Source organism: Ferrimonas sediminicola, assembly GCF_005116715.1.
Taxonomy (GTDB): Bacteria; Pseudomonadota; Gammaproteobacteria; order Enterobacterales; family Shewanellaceae; genus Ferrimonas; species Ferrimonas sediminicola.
Genome location: NZ_SWCI01000007.1, coordinates 117,207 through 133,993, shown reverse-complemented (window position 1 = coordinate 133,993; position 16,787 = coordinate 117,207). Strand labels below are relative to the sequence as shown.

Genomic DNA, 16,787 nt, shown 5'->3' with positions numbered 1-16,787 from the left:
GCCCCTACAGCGCCTTCATCATCCAGCAGTCACAGGCGGTATGGCCACTGTCCCCCCAGGGAGCCGGCAACGACTCGAAGCCGCTGGCCTCATACAACCCCCTTGCGGCCAGCATGGGGCCGAAGGTTTCCAGGTAGCAGTGGCGATACCCCTGCTGCCGGGCATAACCCAGCGCCGTCTCCAGCAGGGTCTGGCCGATCCCCTGCCCCCGGCAGTCGCGGCTGAGATACATCTTCTGCAGCTCACAGGTGGCCGGCCAGTGGCAGTCAAACGGCGCGATGCCGACACCGCCGACCACCCGCCCCTGCAGTTCCGCCACCCAGTAGCGACGGCCATCACCGACGTAGACCTGGCTCAGGGCATCCAGCTCGGGATCCTGCCAGGCAAACCCCGGTCGATTGGCGCCATACTCGGCGAGCACATCCCTAATAATTTTAGCCAGCTGCGAATTGTCATCCGTACAGATCTGTCGAATTTTCATCATTCTCCCCCTGAGTACCCCGAGCTCACAAAACCACGGCCCGAAGGCCACTCTTTACTTACCATCCATTCTATTCCGTTGGCAAATTTGTCAGAATGAACCTGAGATCCGCAGCAAGTGATTTACATACACCTTTCGATGGATCACCGGTTTAACCAAGGAATGGCCTGACGCACGGATGAAACAGCTCTCTTTCAACCTCGACAGCAACAGCGAACTGACCTCGTTACTGGCCGACCCGGAACTGGGGCGGTGGGCAGAGAGGGCCAGCGCCATGCTGGTGCAGATCTACAGCGCCCAGCAGGAGCCCGAGTGGCTGGAGAGCATCGCTGCGGCCATTTTGGCGCGCTATCCCCAGGCCCGGGTGGTGGGTGCCTCCACCGTGGGCGAGATTCACCTCGGCCACACCCTCACCGGCAGCACCGTGGTCGGGGTCACCCTGCTGGAGTCCAGCGGCGTGGAAACCCTGTTTCTGCCCTGTAAGCGCGGAGATGAGGAACACACCGCCAAGGAGCTGCTGCAGATTCTGGCCCAGAGGCTGAAAGTTGCCGGGCTGCTGCTGCTGACCACCTCCACCACCTTCAATGCCAATACCCTGATCGCCGGGCTGAACCGGGGTCGCCTGGCCTACCCCGTCTTCGGCGGCGGCGCCGCCGACTATGGCCGGGTAAAGCGCTCCCTGGTGCTGCATCAGCAGCGCTGCCGGGACAGTGGCGTAGTGGCGGTGATCTTCAAAGGGGACGATCTGCATATCGACTGCCACAGCTACCTCGGCTGGCGGGCCCTGAGCCGGCCGATGATCGCCACCGAGGTCAAGGGGCTCACCCTGACGCTGCTGGATAACCGGCCCGCCTTCGAGGTGCTTGCCCGCTACCTCAATATCGCCAACGACGAGCGCTTCCACCTCAACTGCTTGGAGTTTCCGCTGATGGTGACCCGGGGCAAGCATACTCTGGCCCGCACGCCGATCAGCGTCTGCAGGGATCGCAGCGTCGAGTTCTTCGCCGACATTCGCCAGGGAGAGGAGGTACGGCTGGGCTACGGCGATCCGAGGATGATCATCCGCGATGCCCGCCAGGTGCACGACAAGATGACCCGGTTCGCGCCGGAGGCGGTATTCCTCTACAGCTGCGGCTGCCGGCGCTTCCTGATGCAAGAGCAGGTGGAGCTGGAAACCCTGCCGTTTGCCAAATTGGCGCCCACCACGGGGTTTTACACCTATGGTGAGTTCTATGGAAACGGTGAGGACCTGCTGCTGCTGAACTCCACCATGGTGGCCGTGGGCCTGCGAGAGGGCGAGGCGCCCCCCGCCCGGGAGACGCTTCGGGATCCGCCCGAGGAGGCGGCGGAGCTGGTTGACGACCCCTATGCCAACCAGCACCTGCGCATCATGGGCCGGCTGATGCATTTTATCGATGCGGTCACCGATGAGCTGCAGCAAGCCAGCCACGAGCTGGAGGAGAAGACCACGGTGGACAAGCTGACCCAGCTGCCAAATCGAGTGCAAATGGAGGAGCTGCTCACCCAGGAGATCCTGAGCGAGGAGCGTTACGGCCGCCCCTTCTCACTGATTCTAATGGACATCGATAACATGGCGGAGATCAACGACCGCCATGGCCGCCTCATCGGCGACGAGGTGCTGGCGGAGACCGCTCAACTGCTGTCGGCCCACACCCGCCGAACCGACATGGTGGGGCGCTGGGAGGGCGGAACCTTTATGGTGATCCTGCCCGACACCCAACTGGCCGAGGCCAAGGTGGCGGCCGTCAAGCTGTATGCCATGTTTGGCCAGACCCACTTCACCCACGGTGAACACTGCACCGCCAGCCTGGGGGTGGCCCAGTATCCGCCGGACTACTCGCTGGAACAGATGATCAGCCGTGTCCGCCAGTCCCTGAGCCGGGCCAAGCAGGGGGGCGGCGACCAGGTCAACACCCTGAACTAGTGCGCGTTGGCGTCGCCGGGGCAGTGTCGGCCCGGCCTGGCGGCCCTCAGCGCGCCAGCTTGTTGAGCCGGCCCTCCTCCAGGGCAAAACGCCAGCGGTTGAGCCGGGTCGGGGAGGCGCTCATCGGCTCCTGCGGATCCCGGTCACGGAAGGTCAGCGACAGGCGCCCACCACTCACCTCCAGGGCGTCCAAGGCGATGCGATCGCCGATAAACACCGCGGCCAGCGGCTCGAATCCGCACGCCAGCCCCCGGTTGACCGACAGGTAGTAGAAGCTGCCACTGCCCCCGGGCTGGTGCACCACCACGTCCACCCCCTCATCGATGCCATCGCCGTCCAGGTCGCCCCTGGCGGCCAGCATGGGAGTCAGTTGAGGGTGATCCACCGCCAGGGCCTCCCCCTCCACCAGGTGGACGCGGGGCGCTAGCTGGCCGCACGCCTCGGGTGCGGCCGTCTTGGGCGCCGACTGGCATCCGGCCAGCAGCGTGACGGCCAACAGCAGCCGGAGCTGTCTCATGGGTTGGGTTCCTTATCACTCCAGATGGCCAGTTCATTGCCGCCGGGCTCGACGAAGTGGAAGCGGCGGCCGCCGGGGAAGGGGAAGATGGGGCGACAGATCTGCGCCCCCAGGGCAGAGACCTTCTCCAGGCTGGCCTCCAGATCCTCGCTGAACAGCACCAGCAGCGCCCCGCCCTGCTCCGCCCGGCTGGCCCGCTCACTGCGGAACAGTCCCCCCTGCAGGCCACCGCCCTCGAAGGCGGTGTAGTCGGCGCCATAGTCGGTAAAGCGCCAGCCGAAGGCATGCTCGAAGAAGCTCTTGCTGGCCGCCAGGTGGCGAGATCCGAACTCGATGTAGTTGATGGTTTCGTTCATGGGCAACTCCCTGTTGGATCCTCAGACTCTGTCCAGCGCCGTTCGATGCACCTGGCCACCTCCTGAGCCCAAAGCCGGTAGATGGGCGCCCCGGGGTGAAAACCATCGGCGGCCATCATCGACGGGTCGTCCAGTGAGCCAAACTCCACCCGGTCGCAATCGGGCTGCTCTGCCATCCAGCGGCGAGCATGGCGGTCCAACTTGCTGGCGTGCCGCCCCAGGGTCCAGCGCAGCGGCTGCGGCAGGGCGGGAAACTGGCCGATGGGGGGAATGGCCGCTGCCACCACATGGCGGCAGCCGTACTTCTCCCTCAGCAGCGCGATCAACTGCCGCTGCTGGTCCAGCCAGGATCCGGCTGCCACGCCCCGGGTCACATCGTTGACGCCCAGAGAGATTACCACCACATCGAAGGGCTCTGCCTTGCGTTTGCTCAGGTATCTCAACATTTTAGCTGTGGTCAGGCCGCTGCGGGCCACCAGCCGCCATTGGACCGAGAAGCGTGGCTGCAGCGCCTCGGCCAACTGCCCCGACAGCGCCTGCTGCTGATGCTCCACCCCGACCCCGGCGGCGGCGGAATCACCCAACACCAGCACCCTCAGCCGGGGCCCCTGCCCCGCCTGACCATGGCGGCGGCCCGAGGCCTGAGGCAGACGCACCGTGGTCCTGCGTACCCGTATCCCCTGGTAGAGCAGCAGTGGCCACAGCAGCACACTGGTCAACAGATAGCCCATCTCCCCTCTCCCATCATTTCCCTTAAAGAGCTTATACAAAAAACCCAGCCGCTGGGGCTGGGTTTTTCGAGGACTCAGAAGCTGATCAGGCTTCTTCCATGTCCAGTTGTAGATCCTCTACTCTGGCTTTTAACTTCTGTCCGGGACGGAAGGTCACCACGCGACGGGCGGAGATGGGAATATCTTCACCGGTCTTGGGGTTGCGCCCAGGGCGCTGATTCTTATCCCGAAGTTCGAAGTTACCAAAACCCGACAGTTTCACTTGTTCGCCACACTCCAGGGCCAGGCGAATCTCCTCGAAGTACGCCTCTACCAGATCCTTGGCATCTTTCTTGTGAATGCCGAGAGTTTCGGTCAGGTGCTCTGCCATATCGGCTTTGGTTAAGGCCATGATATCAGTCCCTCAACTGTGCGTTGAACTCTTGAGCAAGAGCGGCAACGATGGTATCGACAGCGTCGGCGATGTCTTGATCTTCTAACGTACGCTCGACATCTTGCAAGGTCAGGGCGATCGCCAGGCTCTTGTGGCCGTGTTCGATTCCCTTCCCTTGGTATACATCGAACAAGTTTACGCCAACCAGCTGTTTTACGCCAACTTTCTTGATCAAACCGATAACATCACCTGCGCCGACCTCCTCTTTCACTACAACCGCGATGTCACGACGGCTGGCGGTGAACTTGGAAACAGGCTGGGCGTCGGGCAGCTGGCGGTCGGCCACGGCGGCCATCTCCAGCTCGAACACCAGGGTGCGGCCGTTCAGGCCCAGCTTCTTCTCGTGCTGGGGATGAACCGCGCCCATCAGGCCCACCACCTTGTCACCCTTGAGGATCTCGGCGCTCTGGCCAGGATGCAGGGCGGGATGGCTGGCGGGACGGAAGCTGAAGGCGTCGGCGTCGTTGGTCAGGGCCAGCATCGCTTCCACGTCACCCTTGAGGTCGAAGAAGTCGACGGCGCGGCTGTCCATCTGCCAGTGCTCATCGGCGACCTGACCGGCAATCACTCCGGCGATCATCGGCTCCTGGCGGATGCCGTTCTCGGCGCCCTCGTCGGGGATGAACCGCAAGCCGGTCTCGAACAGGCGCACGCGGGACTGCTGACGGGCCTGGTTGTAGGCCACGGAGCTCAGCAGGCCGGTCCACAGGGACAGGCGCATGGCGGACATCTCTGAGGAGATGGGGTTTGGCAGCACCAGCGGCTCAACGCCGGGGTGCAACAGAGCCTGTTGCTTGGGATCGACGAAGCTGTAGGTGATCGCTTCCTGGAAGCCACGGTCCACAAACAGGGAGCGCAGGCGCTTACCGTGCAGATCCGCTTCACGGTGCTCCACCATCTCCAGCTTGGCGACTGGCGCCAGGTTGGGGATGTTGTTGTAACCGTAGATGCGAGCCACCTCTTCGATCAGGTCCTGCTCGATGGCCATATCGAAACGCCAACTGGGCGCCTTGGCCTGCCAGCCGCCGTCGATGGCGCTGACGTCGCAACCCAGGCGGGTCAGGATCTCCTCCACCTGCTCGTCGGCGATGTGGTGACCCAGCAGACCATCCAGCTTGTCGCGACGCAGGGTGATGGTGGCGGCCTTGGGCAGGTGCGCTTCGGACACCGCTTCCACCACAGGGCCGGCCTCACCGCCGCAGATCTCGATCAGCAGCGCGGTGGCGCGCTCCATGGCGCGGGCCTGCAACTGGGGATCCACACCGCGCTCGAAGCGGTGGGAGGCATCTGTGTGCAGGCCGTAGGCGCGGGCGCGACCCAGGATCGCCAACGGGGCGAAGAAGGCACACTCCAGCAGCACGTCGGTGGTGTCTCCATTGACGCCGCTGTGTTCACCGCCGAAGATGCCGGCCAGGGCCAGGGGGCCCTTGTCGTCGGCGATCAGCAGAGTGTCGGTGTTGGGCTTGCACTCGCTGCCGTCCAGCAGGGTCAGCTCGTCACCCTCCTTGGCCATGCGCACCTGGATGTCGCCGTTGATGCGAGCCAGATCGAAGGCGTGCATCGGCTGCCCCAGCTCCAGCATCACAAAGGCGGTGATGTCGACGATGGCGTCGATGGAGCGGATGCCGGAGCGGCGCAGCTTTTCCTGCATCCACAGGGGAGAGGCGGCCTTGACGTTGACGTTCTTCACCACCCGACCCAGGTAGCGGGGACACTGCTCAGGGGCGTCCACCTTGATGCCAACCACATCGTCGATCACCGGGGCAACGGCGTCGATGGCGGGCTGGGTCACCGGCAGGCTGTTGATCACGCCCACTTCGCGGGCCAGACCGGCCAGGCCGAGGCAGTCGGCGCGGTTGGCGGTCAGATCCACTTCGATGACGCTGTCGTTCAGCCCCAGGAACTCGCGGAAATCGGTGCCGATGGGGGCATCGACCGGCAGCTCCATGATGCCGTCGCTCTCGACGTCGATCCCCAGTTCGGAGAAGGAGCAGAGCATGCCGTGAGAAGGCTGGCCACGCAGCTTGGCTTTCTTGATCTTGAAGTTGCCGGGCAGCACCGCGCCCACGGTGGCCACCGCCACCTTCAGGCCCAGGCGGCAGTTCGGCGCGCCGCAGACGATGTCCAGCAGCTCTTCGCCACCCACATTGACCTTGGTGACGCGCAGTTTGTCGGCATCGGGGTGCTGACCACACTCGACCACCTCACCCACCACCACGCCGGTGAACTCACCGGCAACGGGCTCCACGCCGTCCACTTCCAGGCCGGCCATGGAGATCTGTTCGGACAACTCGTCAGTGGAGATGGCAGGGCTCACCCACTCACGCAGCCAGGATTCGCTGAATTTCATTGACGGCCTCTTACTGGAACTGTTTCAGGAAACGCAGGTCGTTCTCGAAGAACGCACGCAGGTCGTTAACGCCGTAGCGCAGCATGGTCAGGCGCTCAACGCCCATGCCGAAGGCAAACCCGGAGTACTTCTCGGGGTCGATGTTGACCGCCTTGAGGACGTTGGGGTGAACCATGCCGCAGCCCAGTACCTCGAGCCACTTGCCGTTCTTGCCCATCACGTCCACCTCGGCAGAGGGTTCAGTGAAGGGGAAGTAGGAGGGACGGAAGCGCACCTGCAGATCCTCTTCGAAGAAGTTGCGCAGGAACTGGTGCAGCACCCCCTTGAGTTCGGTGAAGCTCACCTTCTCGGCCACAACCAGGCCTTCCACCTGGTGGAACATCGGGGTGTGGGTCATGTCGTAGTCGTTGCGGTAGACCCGGCCCGGACAGATGATGCGGATCGGCGGCTGCTGCTTCTCCATGGTGCGGATCTGCACGCCACTGGTATGGGTGCGCAGCATCAGCTCGGGGTTGAAGAAGAAGGTGTCGTGATCGGCACGAGCGGGGTGATGCGCCGGAATGTTCAGGGCATCAAAGTTGTGGAAGTTGTCCTCCACTTCGGGACCGGTGCTCACGGAGAAACCGATCTCGGCAAAAAACTGTTCGATGCGCTCGATGGTGCGGGTCACGGGGTGCAGACCTCCGGCGGCCAGCTTGCGGCCGGGGGCGGTCACGTCGATGGCCTCGGCAGCCAGCTTGGCGTTCAACGCCTCGGTCTGCAGGGCCTGGATGCGCTCGTTCAGGGCGCGCTGCACCTGCTGCTTGCCTTCGTTGATGGCCTGGCCCGCCTTGGGTTTCTCCTCTGGGGGGAGCGCGCCCAGGGATTTCATCAAGGCGGTGATTTCGCCCTTCTTGCCCAGGTACTGAACCCGGATGTCGTCAAGCGCCTTCAGATCGGCAGCGGCTTCCACCGCAGCCAGACCCTGAGCGACAATTTCTGCTAATTGCTGCATGATCGTTATTTTCTCTGTACCAACCGCAATAATGGGGGGAGAGTTTCCGTGAAAACGTTCAATTGTACTCCATTGTTGACCCAAGCAAAACCGCAATTTGGCCCGGTTCATCAGGATTCAAGGGATAATATCAATTTTCCTCGGTTTTCGTTGGCGGCCATCCGCCGGTGGGCCTGTGCCACCTGTTGCCAGGGGTAGCTGCTGTCCACCACAGGTTTCAGTTCACCCGAAACAAAACTGTCCGAAAAACGCCGCCAAAACCGCTGAACCAATCGCGCTTTATAGGCACTGGTACGATTTCTCAGGGTGGAACCGGTCAAGGTCGCCCTTTTTGCCAGCAACCGGGCAAAATCCAACTGCCCATGGCGCCCACCCTGCATCGCCAGAGTCACGATTCGACCATCCAGCGCCAGACTGCGCAGATTCGGATCCAGATAGGAGCCGCCGACCATGTCCAGGATCAGATCCTGCTCCTCCAGCCCCTGCCACCAGTCGCCGGCGCGATAGTTGATGGCCCGATCTGCGCCCAGGCCACGGCAGAACGCCGCCTTGTCGTTGCTGCCACAGGTGATCGTCACCTCTGCCCCCAGCAGCCGACCCAGCTGCAGGGCGGCACTGCCCACCCCGGAGGCACCGGCGTGGATCAGCAACCGCTCACCCGCGGCCAGGTCGCCAATGGTCATCAGCGCCTGATAGGCGGTGAGAAACGCCTCGGGAATGGCGGCACCCTGGATATAGTCCAGGTTGTCCGGCAGCGGCATCAGTTGTCCCTGAGGCACCCAAACCCGGTCGGCATAGCCGCCGCCGTCTAACAACGCCATCACCCGCTGCCCCCGATGCCAGGGTCCCTGGTCCCTGGCAACCACCCCGGCCACCTCCAGGCCGGGGATCTCACTGGCGCCGGGCGGCGGGGGGTAATGCCCCGCCAGTTGCAAGAGATCGGCCCGGTTCACCCCGGCCGCCTTCACCCGAACCTCGACCCGGTCCGGCGCCTGGCCCCCCTGCTTCACAGTGCAGACGACCAGCCGCCCCTGCGCATCTGCCTTCAGTACCTGCACAATGATTCCTTTTTCGCCACTCGATTCAAAATGCGAGTCATGTTTGTGACTCCGGTCACCATTGGTGTGAAATTCGCTAAAGACCACCCCACAAGGTTCGATATCTTGTCTAAATGGTCGTTGTTTTTCCTAAAAAGAGCACATATGTCTGATACCTACAAGCCCAGCTGGCTGGAGCGCCTGCTGATCACGTTATCACTCCGGGAGAAGTTCGCCCTGTTGGCGGTCTTCCCGCTGCTGGGATTCGTCATCATCGCCGGAGCCGTCTACACCAAGGTTCAGGATGAGCTGGTGCTCGCCCACCAGCAGGAGCAGCAGCAGCAGGTTGCCCAGTTGAGCAAGCTGCTCACGCCCCTCACCGCCGAGCAGCGCCAGGGGCTGGTAAACACCCTGGACAACGTGACGCTGGTACCCCAGTCCTCCGATCGGAATCTGGCCCAGGCCGCCAGGCGGGGGCTGTCGCTGGTGGATGAACGCCAGGTACGCAGCGCCGCCCTGGTCGGCGACCAGATTCTGGTGTCCAGCGAAGCCTACCAGGTGGACGAGCAGATGCTGAACATCTTCAAGACGCCGATGATTCTGATCATCTGCGTGGCACTGTTCTGCACCTTCTGGGCGGTGGTGGTTCGCCGCTTCGTGCTGGGCGCCATGGATTACATGCGAGAGGTGATGGCCAAGGCCTGCGCCAACGACCTGACCGTACGCCTCAACTTCGTCCCGGGACGGGATGACTTCCGACCCCTGGCCAACTCCATCGATGAGCTGATCGACACCCGCCGCAACGTGGTGCTGAGCCTGCGCACCATCTCCGACTCCATCAACCAGTCCGCCCACCAGGTTCTGAACCAGATGCAGACCTCCAGCGAGATGGCCGTCGGCCAGCGCCAGCACCTGGACAGCCTGGCCTCCGCCATGGAGGAGATGAGCGCCACGGTGAGGGAGGTGGCCAGTCACGCCGAGCACACCGCCGACGAAACCCGTCAGGCCAACGAACAGTCCCAGCACGGTCACCACAACCTGAAGCAGACCATCACCGCCATCGAGTCCCTGGTGGCCGATGTGCACAACGCCTCGGCCGCGGTCAACCAGGTGCACAGCAACGCCGCCAAGATCGACGAAGTGGTCACCACCATCAACGCCATCAGTGAACAGACCAACCTGTTGGCGCTGAACGCCGCCATTGAGGCCGCCCGGGCCGGTGAGCAGGGTCGCGGCTTCGCCGTGGTGGCCGATGAGGTGCGCAACCTGGCCGCCCGCACCCAGGCGGCCACGGTGGAGATCCAGACCATGATCGAGGAGCTGCAGACCGGCACCCAGTCCCTGGAGCAGGTGATGACCAGCACCGTGGAGCGCGCCGAGTCCGGTCGTGAACTGGTGAGCCAGGCCGGCGACGACCTGAACAAGATCACCCAGCACTCCGAACGGGTCAACAGCATGAGCGCCCAGATTGCCACCGCCGCCGAACAGCAGACCGCGGTCGCCAACGAGATCGCCGCCAGCCTGACCCAGGTGCGCAACCAGTCCCACGAAGTGGAGGTGGCCGCCAACGAGTCCCGCCAGGGGTGTGACTCCCTGACCCGCACCGCCGACGATCTCAAGGGCCGTCTGGCCAATCTGCGCACCTAGCTCCGCGCGGCCCCCTTCACGCGCCTCGCCACTTTTGCGAGGCGCGTTCATTTTTTGTTACATCCCACCACCCCGGCGATAATCTGCCCTATTCTTATCCGCTCCAAAGCTGGTAAACTGTGCGTAAATTCGACAAAGGTCAGACCCTTTGCACCCAACGTTATCCAGCGACACACCAGCTCAACTTGACTTAGGAACGCCAGCCTCCATGGTGACAGACGAGATCCTGACTGCCGACGAAGCCAGCCGCTACTACAAGCGGGTGCCGACCCATAAGGGCGTCGAAGTCGTTATCCGTGCCATCCGTCCGGACGACAAGTACGAGATCCTGGATATCTTCCCCACCCTGTCCCAGCGCACCCTGTATATGCGCTTCTTCCGGGTGATCGAGGCCCCCAGCTTGGAATCCCTGAGCCGCTACACCAACGTGGATTTTGCCACCACCCTGGCGTTTGTGGTCACCAAGGGTCCCAACCAGAACATCGTCGCCGCCGGCCGGCTGATCCGCGCCACCGAGCACTCCAAGGTGGCGGAACTCTCCTGCCTGGTGGTGGATCACTATCAGCATCAGGGGGTGGGCAATGCGCTGGTGGCAGACCTGTTCCAGGCCGGCAAGGCCTGGGGGATCGAGCAGGTGATCGCCCTGGTGCACAGTGAAAACCACCCAATGCTGAGGCTGTTGAAGAACCAAGGCTATCCCTGCGAGATGCTGTTCGATGAGGGGGAGTTCACCGTCACCCTGGACATCAGCCAGCCGCCCAGCGATGAGAACCGCGCCAGCTACCGCACCACCATGGCGGCCATGCACCAGGCGGTCTGAGGCGGCGGATCACCGCTGCGACTCAGCACTGCGGCTGTGGTGATTGATCACATTCTCGATGGTCATGATGCCGAACGCGATCTTCCTGAAGAACGAGGCCGAATTCGCCACGAAGTGGAAGTTGGGATGCTTCGACCAGACGGTCTGCAGCTTTCTGTCCAGCACCGCAGCCTGTTCGGTCGACTCGTGCCGGGCGGGGTTGTTGCTGCTGATGTCCTGGCCCGTGGTAGCGGCGGACTCGAAGAAGATCACCGCGTCGTAACGGGCAAACTCCGCCTCCAAGGTGGTGTCCACCGCCTCAAAGAACTCCGCCTCCTCTCCCGGCCAGTAGGCCAAGCCATCGAGGCTACCCCGGTCACACACCAGCAGCCGATCCGGGTAGGCGGACTGCTGGATCGCCTCCAGGTTCTGCTGCAGGGAAAAGATGGTCTTCTGAATCGACTTTAACACCAGGGGATCGTCGCTGCGGTTGATGCCACTGGAAAACAGCAGGGTCGCCGCTTCCGGGACAATGGCAATCTTGTGGCTCAGTTCACGACGGAACAGGTCCAGCGCCGTGGTCTTGCCCCCTCCCGGACCGCCGGTCACCACCACCTTCAGCTGTCTTGTCATCCCGCCTCTCCCTGTTCACTGACGCCCTGTTCAAAGAATACGCCAGTGATAGGGATAACCCCATTGAGTTTCGGCAAAAAATATTCAAGCAGCACCGATGACCGGCGAAATCAGCCCTCCATCCCCATCATCTTGCGATACTGGTGGGACTCGGCAAAGAACCCCTGGCGCTCTCTCCTGGGCACCGAAGAGGCCATGGGGATGTCCGCCTTGAGGGCATTAACCGGACGGCCGTTGATATGGAACTCGTAGTGGAGGTGGGGGCCGGTCACCCGCCCGGTTGAACCGGAGAGACCGATACGCTGGCCGCGGCTGACCCGTTGGCCCTTGCGCACCTGGATCTTGGACATGTGCAGGTAGCGGGTGCGGTAGCGGCCACCGTGATCGATCACCACGTAGCGGCCGGCATAGGGGTGGTTCTCCACCCGGGTCACCACCCCGTCACCGGCGGCCAGCAGCGGGGTGCCGCCGGGCAGGGCCCAGTCGGTGCCGTTGTGGGGCTTCACCCGCCCGGTCACCGGGTGCTTGCGCCTCGGGTTGAAGTGATCGCTGATGCGGTACTTGCCGTTGAAGGGTTTGGCCAGGAAGGCCCGCTGCAGGCTGTTGCCATCCTGGTCATAGAACTGACCGTCGCTGTGGCGAAAGGCGCTGACCTCCCGGCCCCGCATCATGAAACTCACCGCCAGCACCTCGTGGGCGCCGGTGGCCTGGCCATCGACGAACTGGGAGTTGCGCACCACCCCGAAGCGGTCGCCGGCGCGCAGGTCCCGGCGAAAGTCCACCTTATCCTTGAACAGGTTCTCGATATTGGCCACGTCACTGACGCTCAGGCCTGCCTGGGTCGCCACCCGGGCGAAACTGCCGTGCACCTCGCCCTCAAACGTCTTGGTGCGCCACTGGCCATCGATGATGCTCTCCTCCACCTCGAAGCTGCCGGGCTCCACCCGGGTAAAGCGCACCTTGTGGGCCGGGCTGAGCACCAGCTCCAGCTTGTTGAGGCTGTTGCCCGCTTCATCCAGCCAGAAATTGAGCCGGTGGCCGGGCCTGAGGGTGTCCAGGGCCAGCACCGAGTAGTCCGCCTCCAGCACCTGAACCATCTGCTGCTGGCTGACGCCAATCAGGGAGAAGATGCCGCTGAGGCTGTCCCCCGAGGCCACCTCGTAGCTCAGGGTTTCCGGCATCTCAACCTCTGACGGGGCCGCCGGCTCGGGGGCGGGAGAGGAGACCAGGGTGGGGAAATCGACCCGGTAGGGCTGGGAACTGGGCAGCATGGCGAAGAGGGCGATGCTGAGGGCGCCGGCCATCAGCCACTTGGGCTGAAGGGTCGGCAGCTCCAGTGCCTGTAATCTCTGTTTCAAGACCCACTCCAATGAGAACTGTTCACATTTAGCGATATAAAGTGCACTTTCAACCTGTTATTGTCAAAAAAGATGACAGAAGTTCCGATCCAGCCCTCATCCGGGCCGCTTCATGATCAGGTGGGTATAGCGGCCCAGATCCCGGAACACCGGCTTGGACGCGTACTCCAGCTCCAGCTCCAGCAGTCGCTGGTACTGGCTCTGCTGCATCGATTTATCCCTCAGGTAATCATGGATAACCCGAACCCCCACCTGGCGCACCGGCTCCAGGCCCGCCCGCTCCAGCCAGTCGATCACCTGCTGGTTGTCGAACCCGTGCCTGGGGGCCAGCTTCACCTTCTTTTTGCCGTGGACCATGGCGTGCCCCAGGTTGTCGAAGTTACCCGAGACCAGGTTGTGCATCTCCATGCCCCGATAGTTGAAGAACATCAGGGACAGGTAGCCGCCCGGGGCCAGGTGGCCAACCAGCTCCATCAGGGTCTCCCTGGGCTGCGCCAGCCACTCCATCACCGCGTGGCACAGGATGATGGGCACGGGTGCCGCCAGGTGCCGGCTCAGCGACTGGATCGGCGCGTTGACCAGCGTCAGCCGCTGGGTCAGCCCCTGCGCCTCGGCGTTGTCCCGGGCCAGCTCCAGCATCTCGCTGGAGAGATCACACAGGGTAACGGGATGGCCCAGGGCCGCCAGCTGCAACGCCACCTGACCCTGGCCGCCCCCGGCATCCAGGATCGGCGCCCCGGCGGGAAAATGGGGGAGCAGATGCTCGGTGAGCTCACGCATCACCACCGCCTCGCGGATCCGCCCCTTGCTGCTGTTGTAGATGTTGCGGGCAAACTTGGATGCCCGGGTATCGAAATTGGTGTCAGTCACTCAGTCGCCATTCGTCGTCGCCAATGGCCCTATTGTCGTCATGGTCGGCCCGCTGTAAAGGGCGTCGGCGTATCACCCCGGCTCTTCCCATAAAAAAACAGGGTGAATAACATGACCTGGAGCATGTTTTTTCGACGCCAGCCCCTCTAGAATCAGAGAACCATAATAATACTGATTCTCAATGCTATGCACAGTCACTCTCTGGAACGTTGGCAACACCAACACAGCTTCGCCCTGGAGCAGAAGAAAAACGAACGCCGCACCCTGTACGCGGTAATGATCACCGCCGCCATGATGGTGATCGAGATCGCCACAGGCTACCTGACCGGCTCCATGGCGCTGCTGGCCGACGGCTGGCACATGGCGACCCACGTGGCGGCCTTTGGCCTGACCCTGTTCGCCTACAGCTTTGCCCGCAAGGCCGCCAAAGACCCCCTCTACAGCTTCGGCTCCGGCAAGGTCAACATCCTGGCAGGCTTCACCAGTGCCGTCGCCCTGGTGCTGGTGGCCCTGCTGATGGCCATCGAGTCCGTCTGGCGCCTGATTGAACCCGTCGCCATCGACTACGACAACGCCCTGATGGTGGCCGTGGTCGGACTGGTGGTCAACGTGGTGTGCGCCTACCTGCTGCACCAGGGAGAGGACCACCATCATCACGGCCACGACCATCACCACCACGGTCATGATCATGGCCACTCCCATGGTCACCACCATCACGGCCATGATCACAACCTCTATGCCGCCTACCTGCACGTGATCGCCGACGCCCTGACCTCGCTGACCGCCATCTTCGCCCTGCTGGCGGCCCGCTATTTCGACATGCCCGGCCTGGATCCCATCATGGGCGTGGTCGGCGCGGTGATCATCACCCGCTGGGGCTGGGGCCTGATCAAGGACACCTACCCCACCCTGCTGGATCGCTGCCCGGACGATCATCTGACCGATCAGGTGAAGAGCCGCATCGAGGCGGACTGTGACAACCGGGTGGCGGATCTGCACCTGTGGCGTCTCTCCGGACACCACAGCGCAGCCATCATCAGCCTGGTGACCCACCACCCCAAGGATCCCACCTACTATAAGGAGCTGCTGGCGGACGTGCCTCAGCTGGCCCACGTGACCGTCGAGGTGCACCACTGCACCGACGCCCCCTGCCTGGGTTAAATGGCTTCGGGCCGGTCGCCGGCGGGCCCCGCCTGACCGAAAGTCACGGTGCCGCCGTTACAAGGCCGAAGGTTTCCCCCCTTCGGCCTTGCCGTAACGGCCCCAAGCTCCTACAATCCGCGCCAATTGCGAATTGTTGGACAAAGTGATGCAAAACAGCGTTGTTCTGGTAAAAGGCCGGGAGAAATCCCTGCTGCGCCGCCATCCCTGGGTGTTCTCCAAGGGGATCAAGAGAGTCGACGGCAAGCCCGGTGTTGGTGACACCGTGGAGATCTTCGCCCACGACGGCCGCTGGCTGGGCCGTGGCGCCTACTCCCCACAATCCCAGATCCGGGTGCGGGTCTGGACCTTCAACCAGGATGAGGCGGTGGACGCCCGGATGCTGCGCCGCCGCATCGAGCGCGCCCAGGCGGGCCGCGATTCCCTGCCCGGCGCCGGCTCGGTGACCGGTTACCGACTGGTGGCCGCCGAGTCCGACGGCCTGCCCGGCATCACCATCGACCGCTTCAACGACGTGCTGGTGTGTCAGCTGCTCTCCGCCGGTGCCGACGCCTGGCGCGACACCCTGGTGGCGGTGCTGGGCGAGCTCTATCCCCAGTGTGCCATCTACGAGCGCTCCGATGTGGACGTGCGCAAGAAGGAGGGGCTGCAACCCACCTCCGGCCTGCTCCGGGGCGAGCTGCCCGAACAGCCTATGGCCATCGAGGAGAACGGCCTCAAGCTGCTGGTGAACGTGGTCACCGGCCACAAGACCGGCTACTACCTGGATCAGCGCGACAACCGACTGGCCTCCAGCCGCTACGCCAAGGACCAGGAGGTGCTGAACTGCTTCAGCTACACCGGCGGCTTCGGCACCTACGCCCTCAACGCGGGAGCCGCCAAGGTGGTGAACGCCGACGTCTCCGCCCCGGCCCTGGCCCTGGCCCGGCAGAACGCCGAGATCAACGGCCTGGATCTGAGCCGGGCCGAGTTCGTGGAAGCGGACGTATTCAAGCTGCTGCGGGAGTACCGCGACCAGGGGCGCAGCTTCGACGTGATCATCCTGGATCCACCCAAGTTCGCCGACAACAAGGCGCAGCTGCCCGGCGCCTGCCGCGGCTACAAGGACATCAACATGGTGGCGATGCAGATCTTAAGGCCCGGAGGCGTGCTGCTGACCTACTCCTGCTCCGGGCTGATGGACGCCAGCCTGTTCCAGAAGATTGTCGCCGACGCCGCCGTCGACGCCGGCCGTGAGGCCCAGATCCTCGAGCGCCTCAGCCAGTCCCCGGACCACCCCATCGGCAGCGCCTTCCCCGAGGGCTTCTACCTCAAGGGCCTGGCCCTGCGGGTCTGGTAAGCCACCAAATCCGGAAAAACAAAGGGGCCCAACGGCCCCTTTGTGTTATCCCCCTTAACGACACATCCGCTTTCAGATCCAGATACCCACCTTTACAACGGGCATCGCGTCAACGGCACCGGTTCCCCCAGGGCCG

Annotated in this window: 16 protein-coding genes; 5 read left to right on the top strand and 11 right to left on the bottom strand. The window is 63.3% G+C overall.

Going from position 1 to position 16,787, the window contains the following annotated elements; all coding sequences use genetic code 11:
- Positions 1-4 precede the first annotated feature (4 nt).
- Entirely contained in the window at positions 5-481 is a 477-nt protein-coding gene (locus tag FCL40_RS12300; RefSeq protein ID WP_229360327.1) for a GNAT family N-acetyltransferase, read from the bottom strand.
- A gap of 178 nt (positions 482-659) precedes the next feature.
- On the opposite strand from FCL40_RS12300, the gene FCL40_RS12295 reads away from it, so the two are divergent.
- Positions 660-2,426 (top strand): sensor domain-containing diguanylate cyclase, encoded by a 1,767-nt coding sequence (locus FCL40_RS12295; protein ID WP_136853595.1) that lies wholly within the window; start codon positions 660-662, stop codon positions 2,424-2,426.
- A gap of 46 nt (positions 2,427-2,472) precedes the next feature.
- Here the strand turns inward: FCL40_RS12295 and FCL40_RS12290 are convergent, their stop codons facing one another.
- From FCL40_RS12290 to FCL40_RS12260, 7 genes are all read right to left on the bottom strand, one after another.
- On the bottom strand, positions 2,473-2,943 hold the full coding sequence (locus FCL40_RS12290) for a hypothetical protein (protein ID WP_136853594.1): 471 nt from the start codon (positions 2,941-2,943) through the stop codon (positions 2,473-2,475).
- A complete protein-coding gene (locus tag FCL40_RS12285) occupies positions 2,940-3,299 on the bottom strand; it encodes a VOC family protein (protein WP_324614079.1) in 360 nt (119 codons plus the stop codon). The genes FCL40_RS12290 and FCL40_RS12285 overlap by 4 nt, the downstream gene beginning before the upstream one ends.
- Positions 3,296-4,030 (bottom strand): SGNH/GDSL hydrolase family protein, encoded by a 735-nt coding sequence (locus tag FCL40_RS12280; RefSeq protein WP_136853592.1) that lies wholly within the window; start codon positions 4,028-4,030, stop codon positions 3,296-3,298. The genes FCL40_RS12285 and FCL40_RS12280 overlap by 4 nt, the downstream gene beginning before the upstream one ends.
- Positions 4,031-4,115: 85 nt before the next feature.
- Positions 4,116-4,421, bottom strand: coding sequence for an integration host factor subunit alpha (gene ihfA / locus FCL40_RS12275; protein ID WP_136853591.1), 306 nt, complete (start codon positions 4,419-4,421; stop codon positions 4,116-4,118).
- 4 nt (positions 4,422-4,425) lie between these two features.
- Entirely contained in the window at positions 4,426-6,813 is a 2,388-nt protein-coding gene (gene pheT, locus FCL40_RS12270) for a phenylalanine--tRNA ligase subunit beta (protein ID WP_136853590.1), read from the bottom strand.
- A 10-nt stretch (positions 6,814-6,823) separates the two neighbouring features.
- Positions 6,824-7,807, bottom strand: coding sequence for a phenylalanine--tRNA ligase subunit alpha (pheS, locus tag FCL40_RS12265; protein ID WP_136853589.1), 984 nt, complete (start codon positions 7,805-7,807; stop codon positions 6,824-6,826).
- A gap of 110 nt (positions 7,808-7,917) precedes the next feature.
- On the bottom strand, positions 7,918-8,865 hold the full coding sequence (locus FCL40_RS12260) for an NAD(P)H-quinone oxidoreductase (protein WP_169307110.1): 948 nt from the start codon (positions 8,863-8,865) through the stop codon (positions 7,918-7,920).
- Positions 8,866-9,009: 144 nt separating this feature from the next.
- Between FCL40_RS12260 and FCL40_RS12255 the strand changes: the two genes are divergently transcribed.
- Both FCL40_RS12255 and FCL40_RS12250 read left to right on the top strand, forming a co-directional pair.
- Entirely contained in the window at positions 9,010-10,491 is a 1,482-nt protein-coding gene (locus tag FCL40_RS12255) for a methyl-accepting chemotaxis protein (RefSeq protein WP_169307109.1), read from the top strand.
- Between the two features lie 208 nt (positions 10,492-10,699).
- Positions 10,700-11,311, top strand: a complete 612-nt coding sequence (locus tag FCL40_RS12250; protein ID WP_136853586.1) for a GNAT family N-acetyltransferase — start codon at positions 10,700-10,702, stop codon at positions 11,309-11,311.
- A 9-nt stretch (positions 11,312-11,320) separates the two neighbouring features.
- Here the strand turns inward: FCL40_RS12250 and FCL40_RS12245 are convergent, their stop codons facing one another.
- From FCL40_RS12245 to FCL40_RS12235, 3 genes are all read right to left on the bottom strand, one after another.
- On the bottom strand, positions 11,321-11,923 hold the full coding sequence (locus FCL40_RS12245) for an AAA family ATPase (RefSeq protein ID WP_136853585.1): 603 nt from the start codon (positions 11,921-11,923) through the stop codon (positions 11,321-11,323).
- A 110-nt stretch (positions 11,924-12,033) separates the two neighbouring features.
- Positions 12,034-13,281 carry a peptidoglycan DD-metalloendopeptidase family protein gene (locus tag FCL40_RS12240; protein WP_136853584.1) on the bottom strand — a complete coding sequence of 416 codons (1,248 nt, stop codon included), beginning with the start codon at positions 13,279-13,281 and terminating at the stop codon, positions 12,034-12,036.
- Positions 13,282-13,377: 96 nt separating this feature from the next.
- The gene (locus tag FCL40_RS12235; protein WP_136853583.1) at positions 13,378-14,151 is read right to left on the bottom strand and encodes a methyltransferase domain-containing protein; all 774 of its coding nucleotides are present in this window, start codon (positions 14,149-14,151) and stop codon (positions 13,378-13,380) included.
- A 186-nt stretch (positions 14,152-14,337) separates the two neighbouring features.
- Here FCL40_RS12235 and dmeF point away from each other — a divergent pair, with 186 nt between their 5' ends.
- Both dmeF and FCL40_RS12225 read left to right on the top strand, forming a co-directional pair.
- Positions 14,338-15,312, top strand: a complete 975-nt coding sequence (dmeF, locus tag FCL40_RS12230) for a CDF family Co(II)/Ni(II) efflux transporter DmeF (protein WP_136853582.1) — start codon at positions 14,338-14,340, stop codon at positions 15,310-15,312.
- Between the two features lie 148 nt (positions 15,313-15,460).
- Entirely contained in the window at positions 15,461-16,651 is a 1,191-nt protein-coding gene (locus FCL40_RS12225) for a class I SAM-dependent methyltransferase (protein WP_136853581.1), read from the top strand.
- Positions 16,652-16,787: the final 136 nt, after the last annotated feature.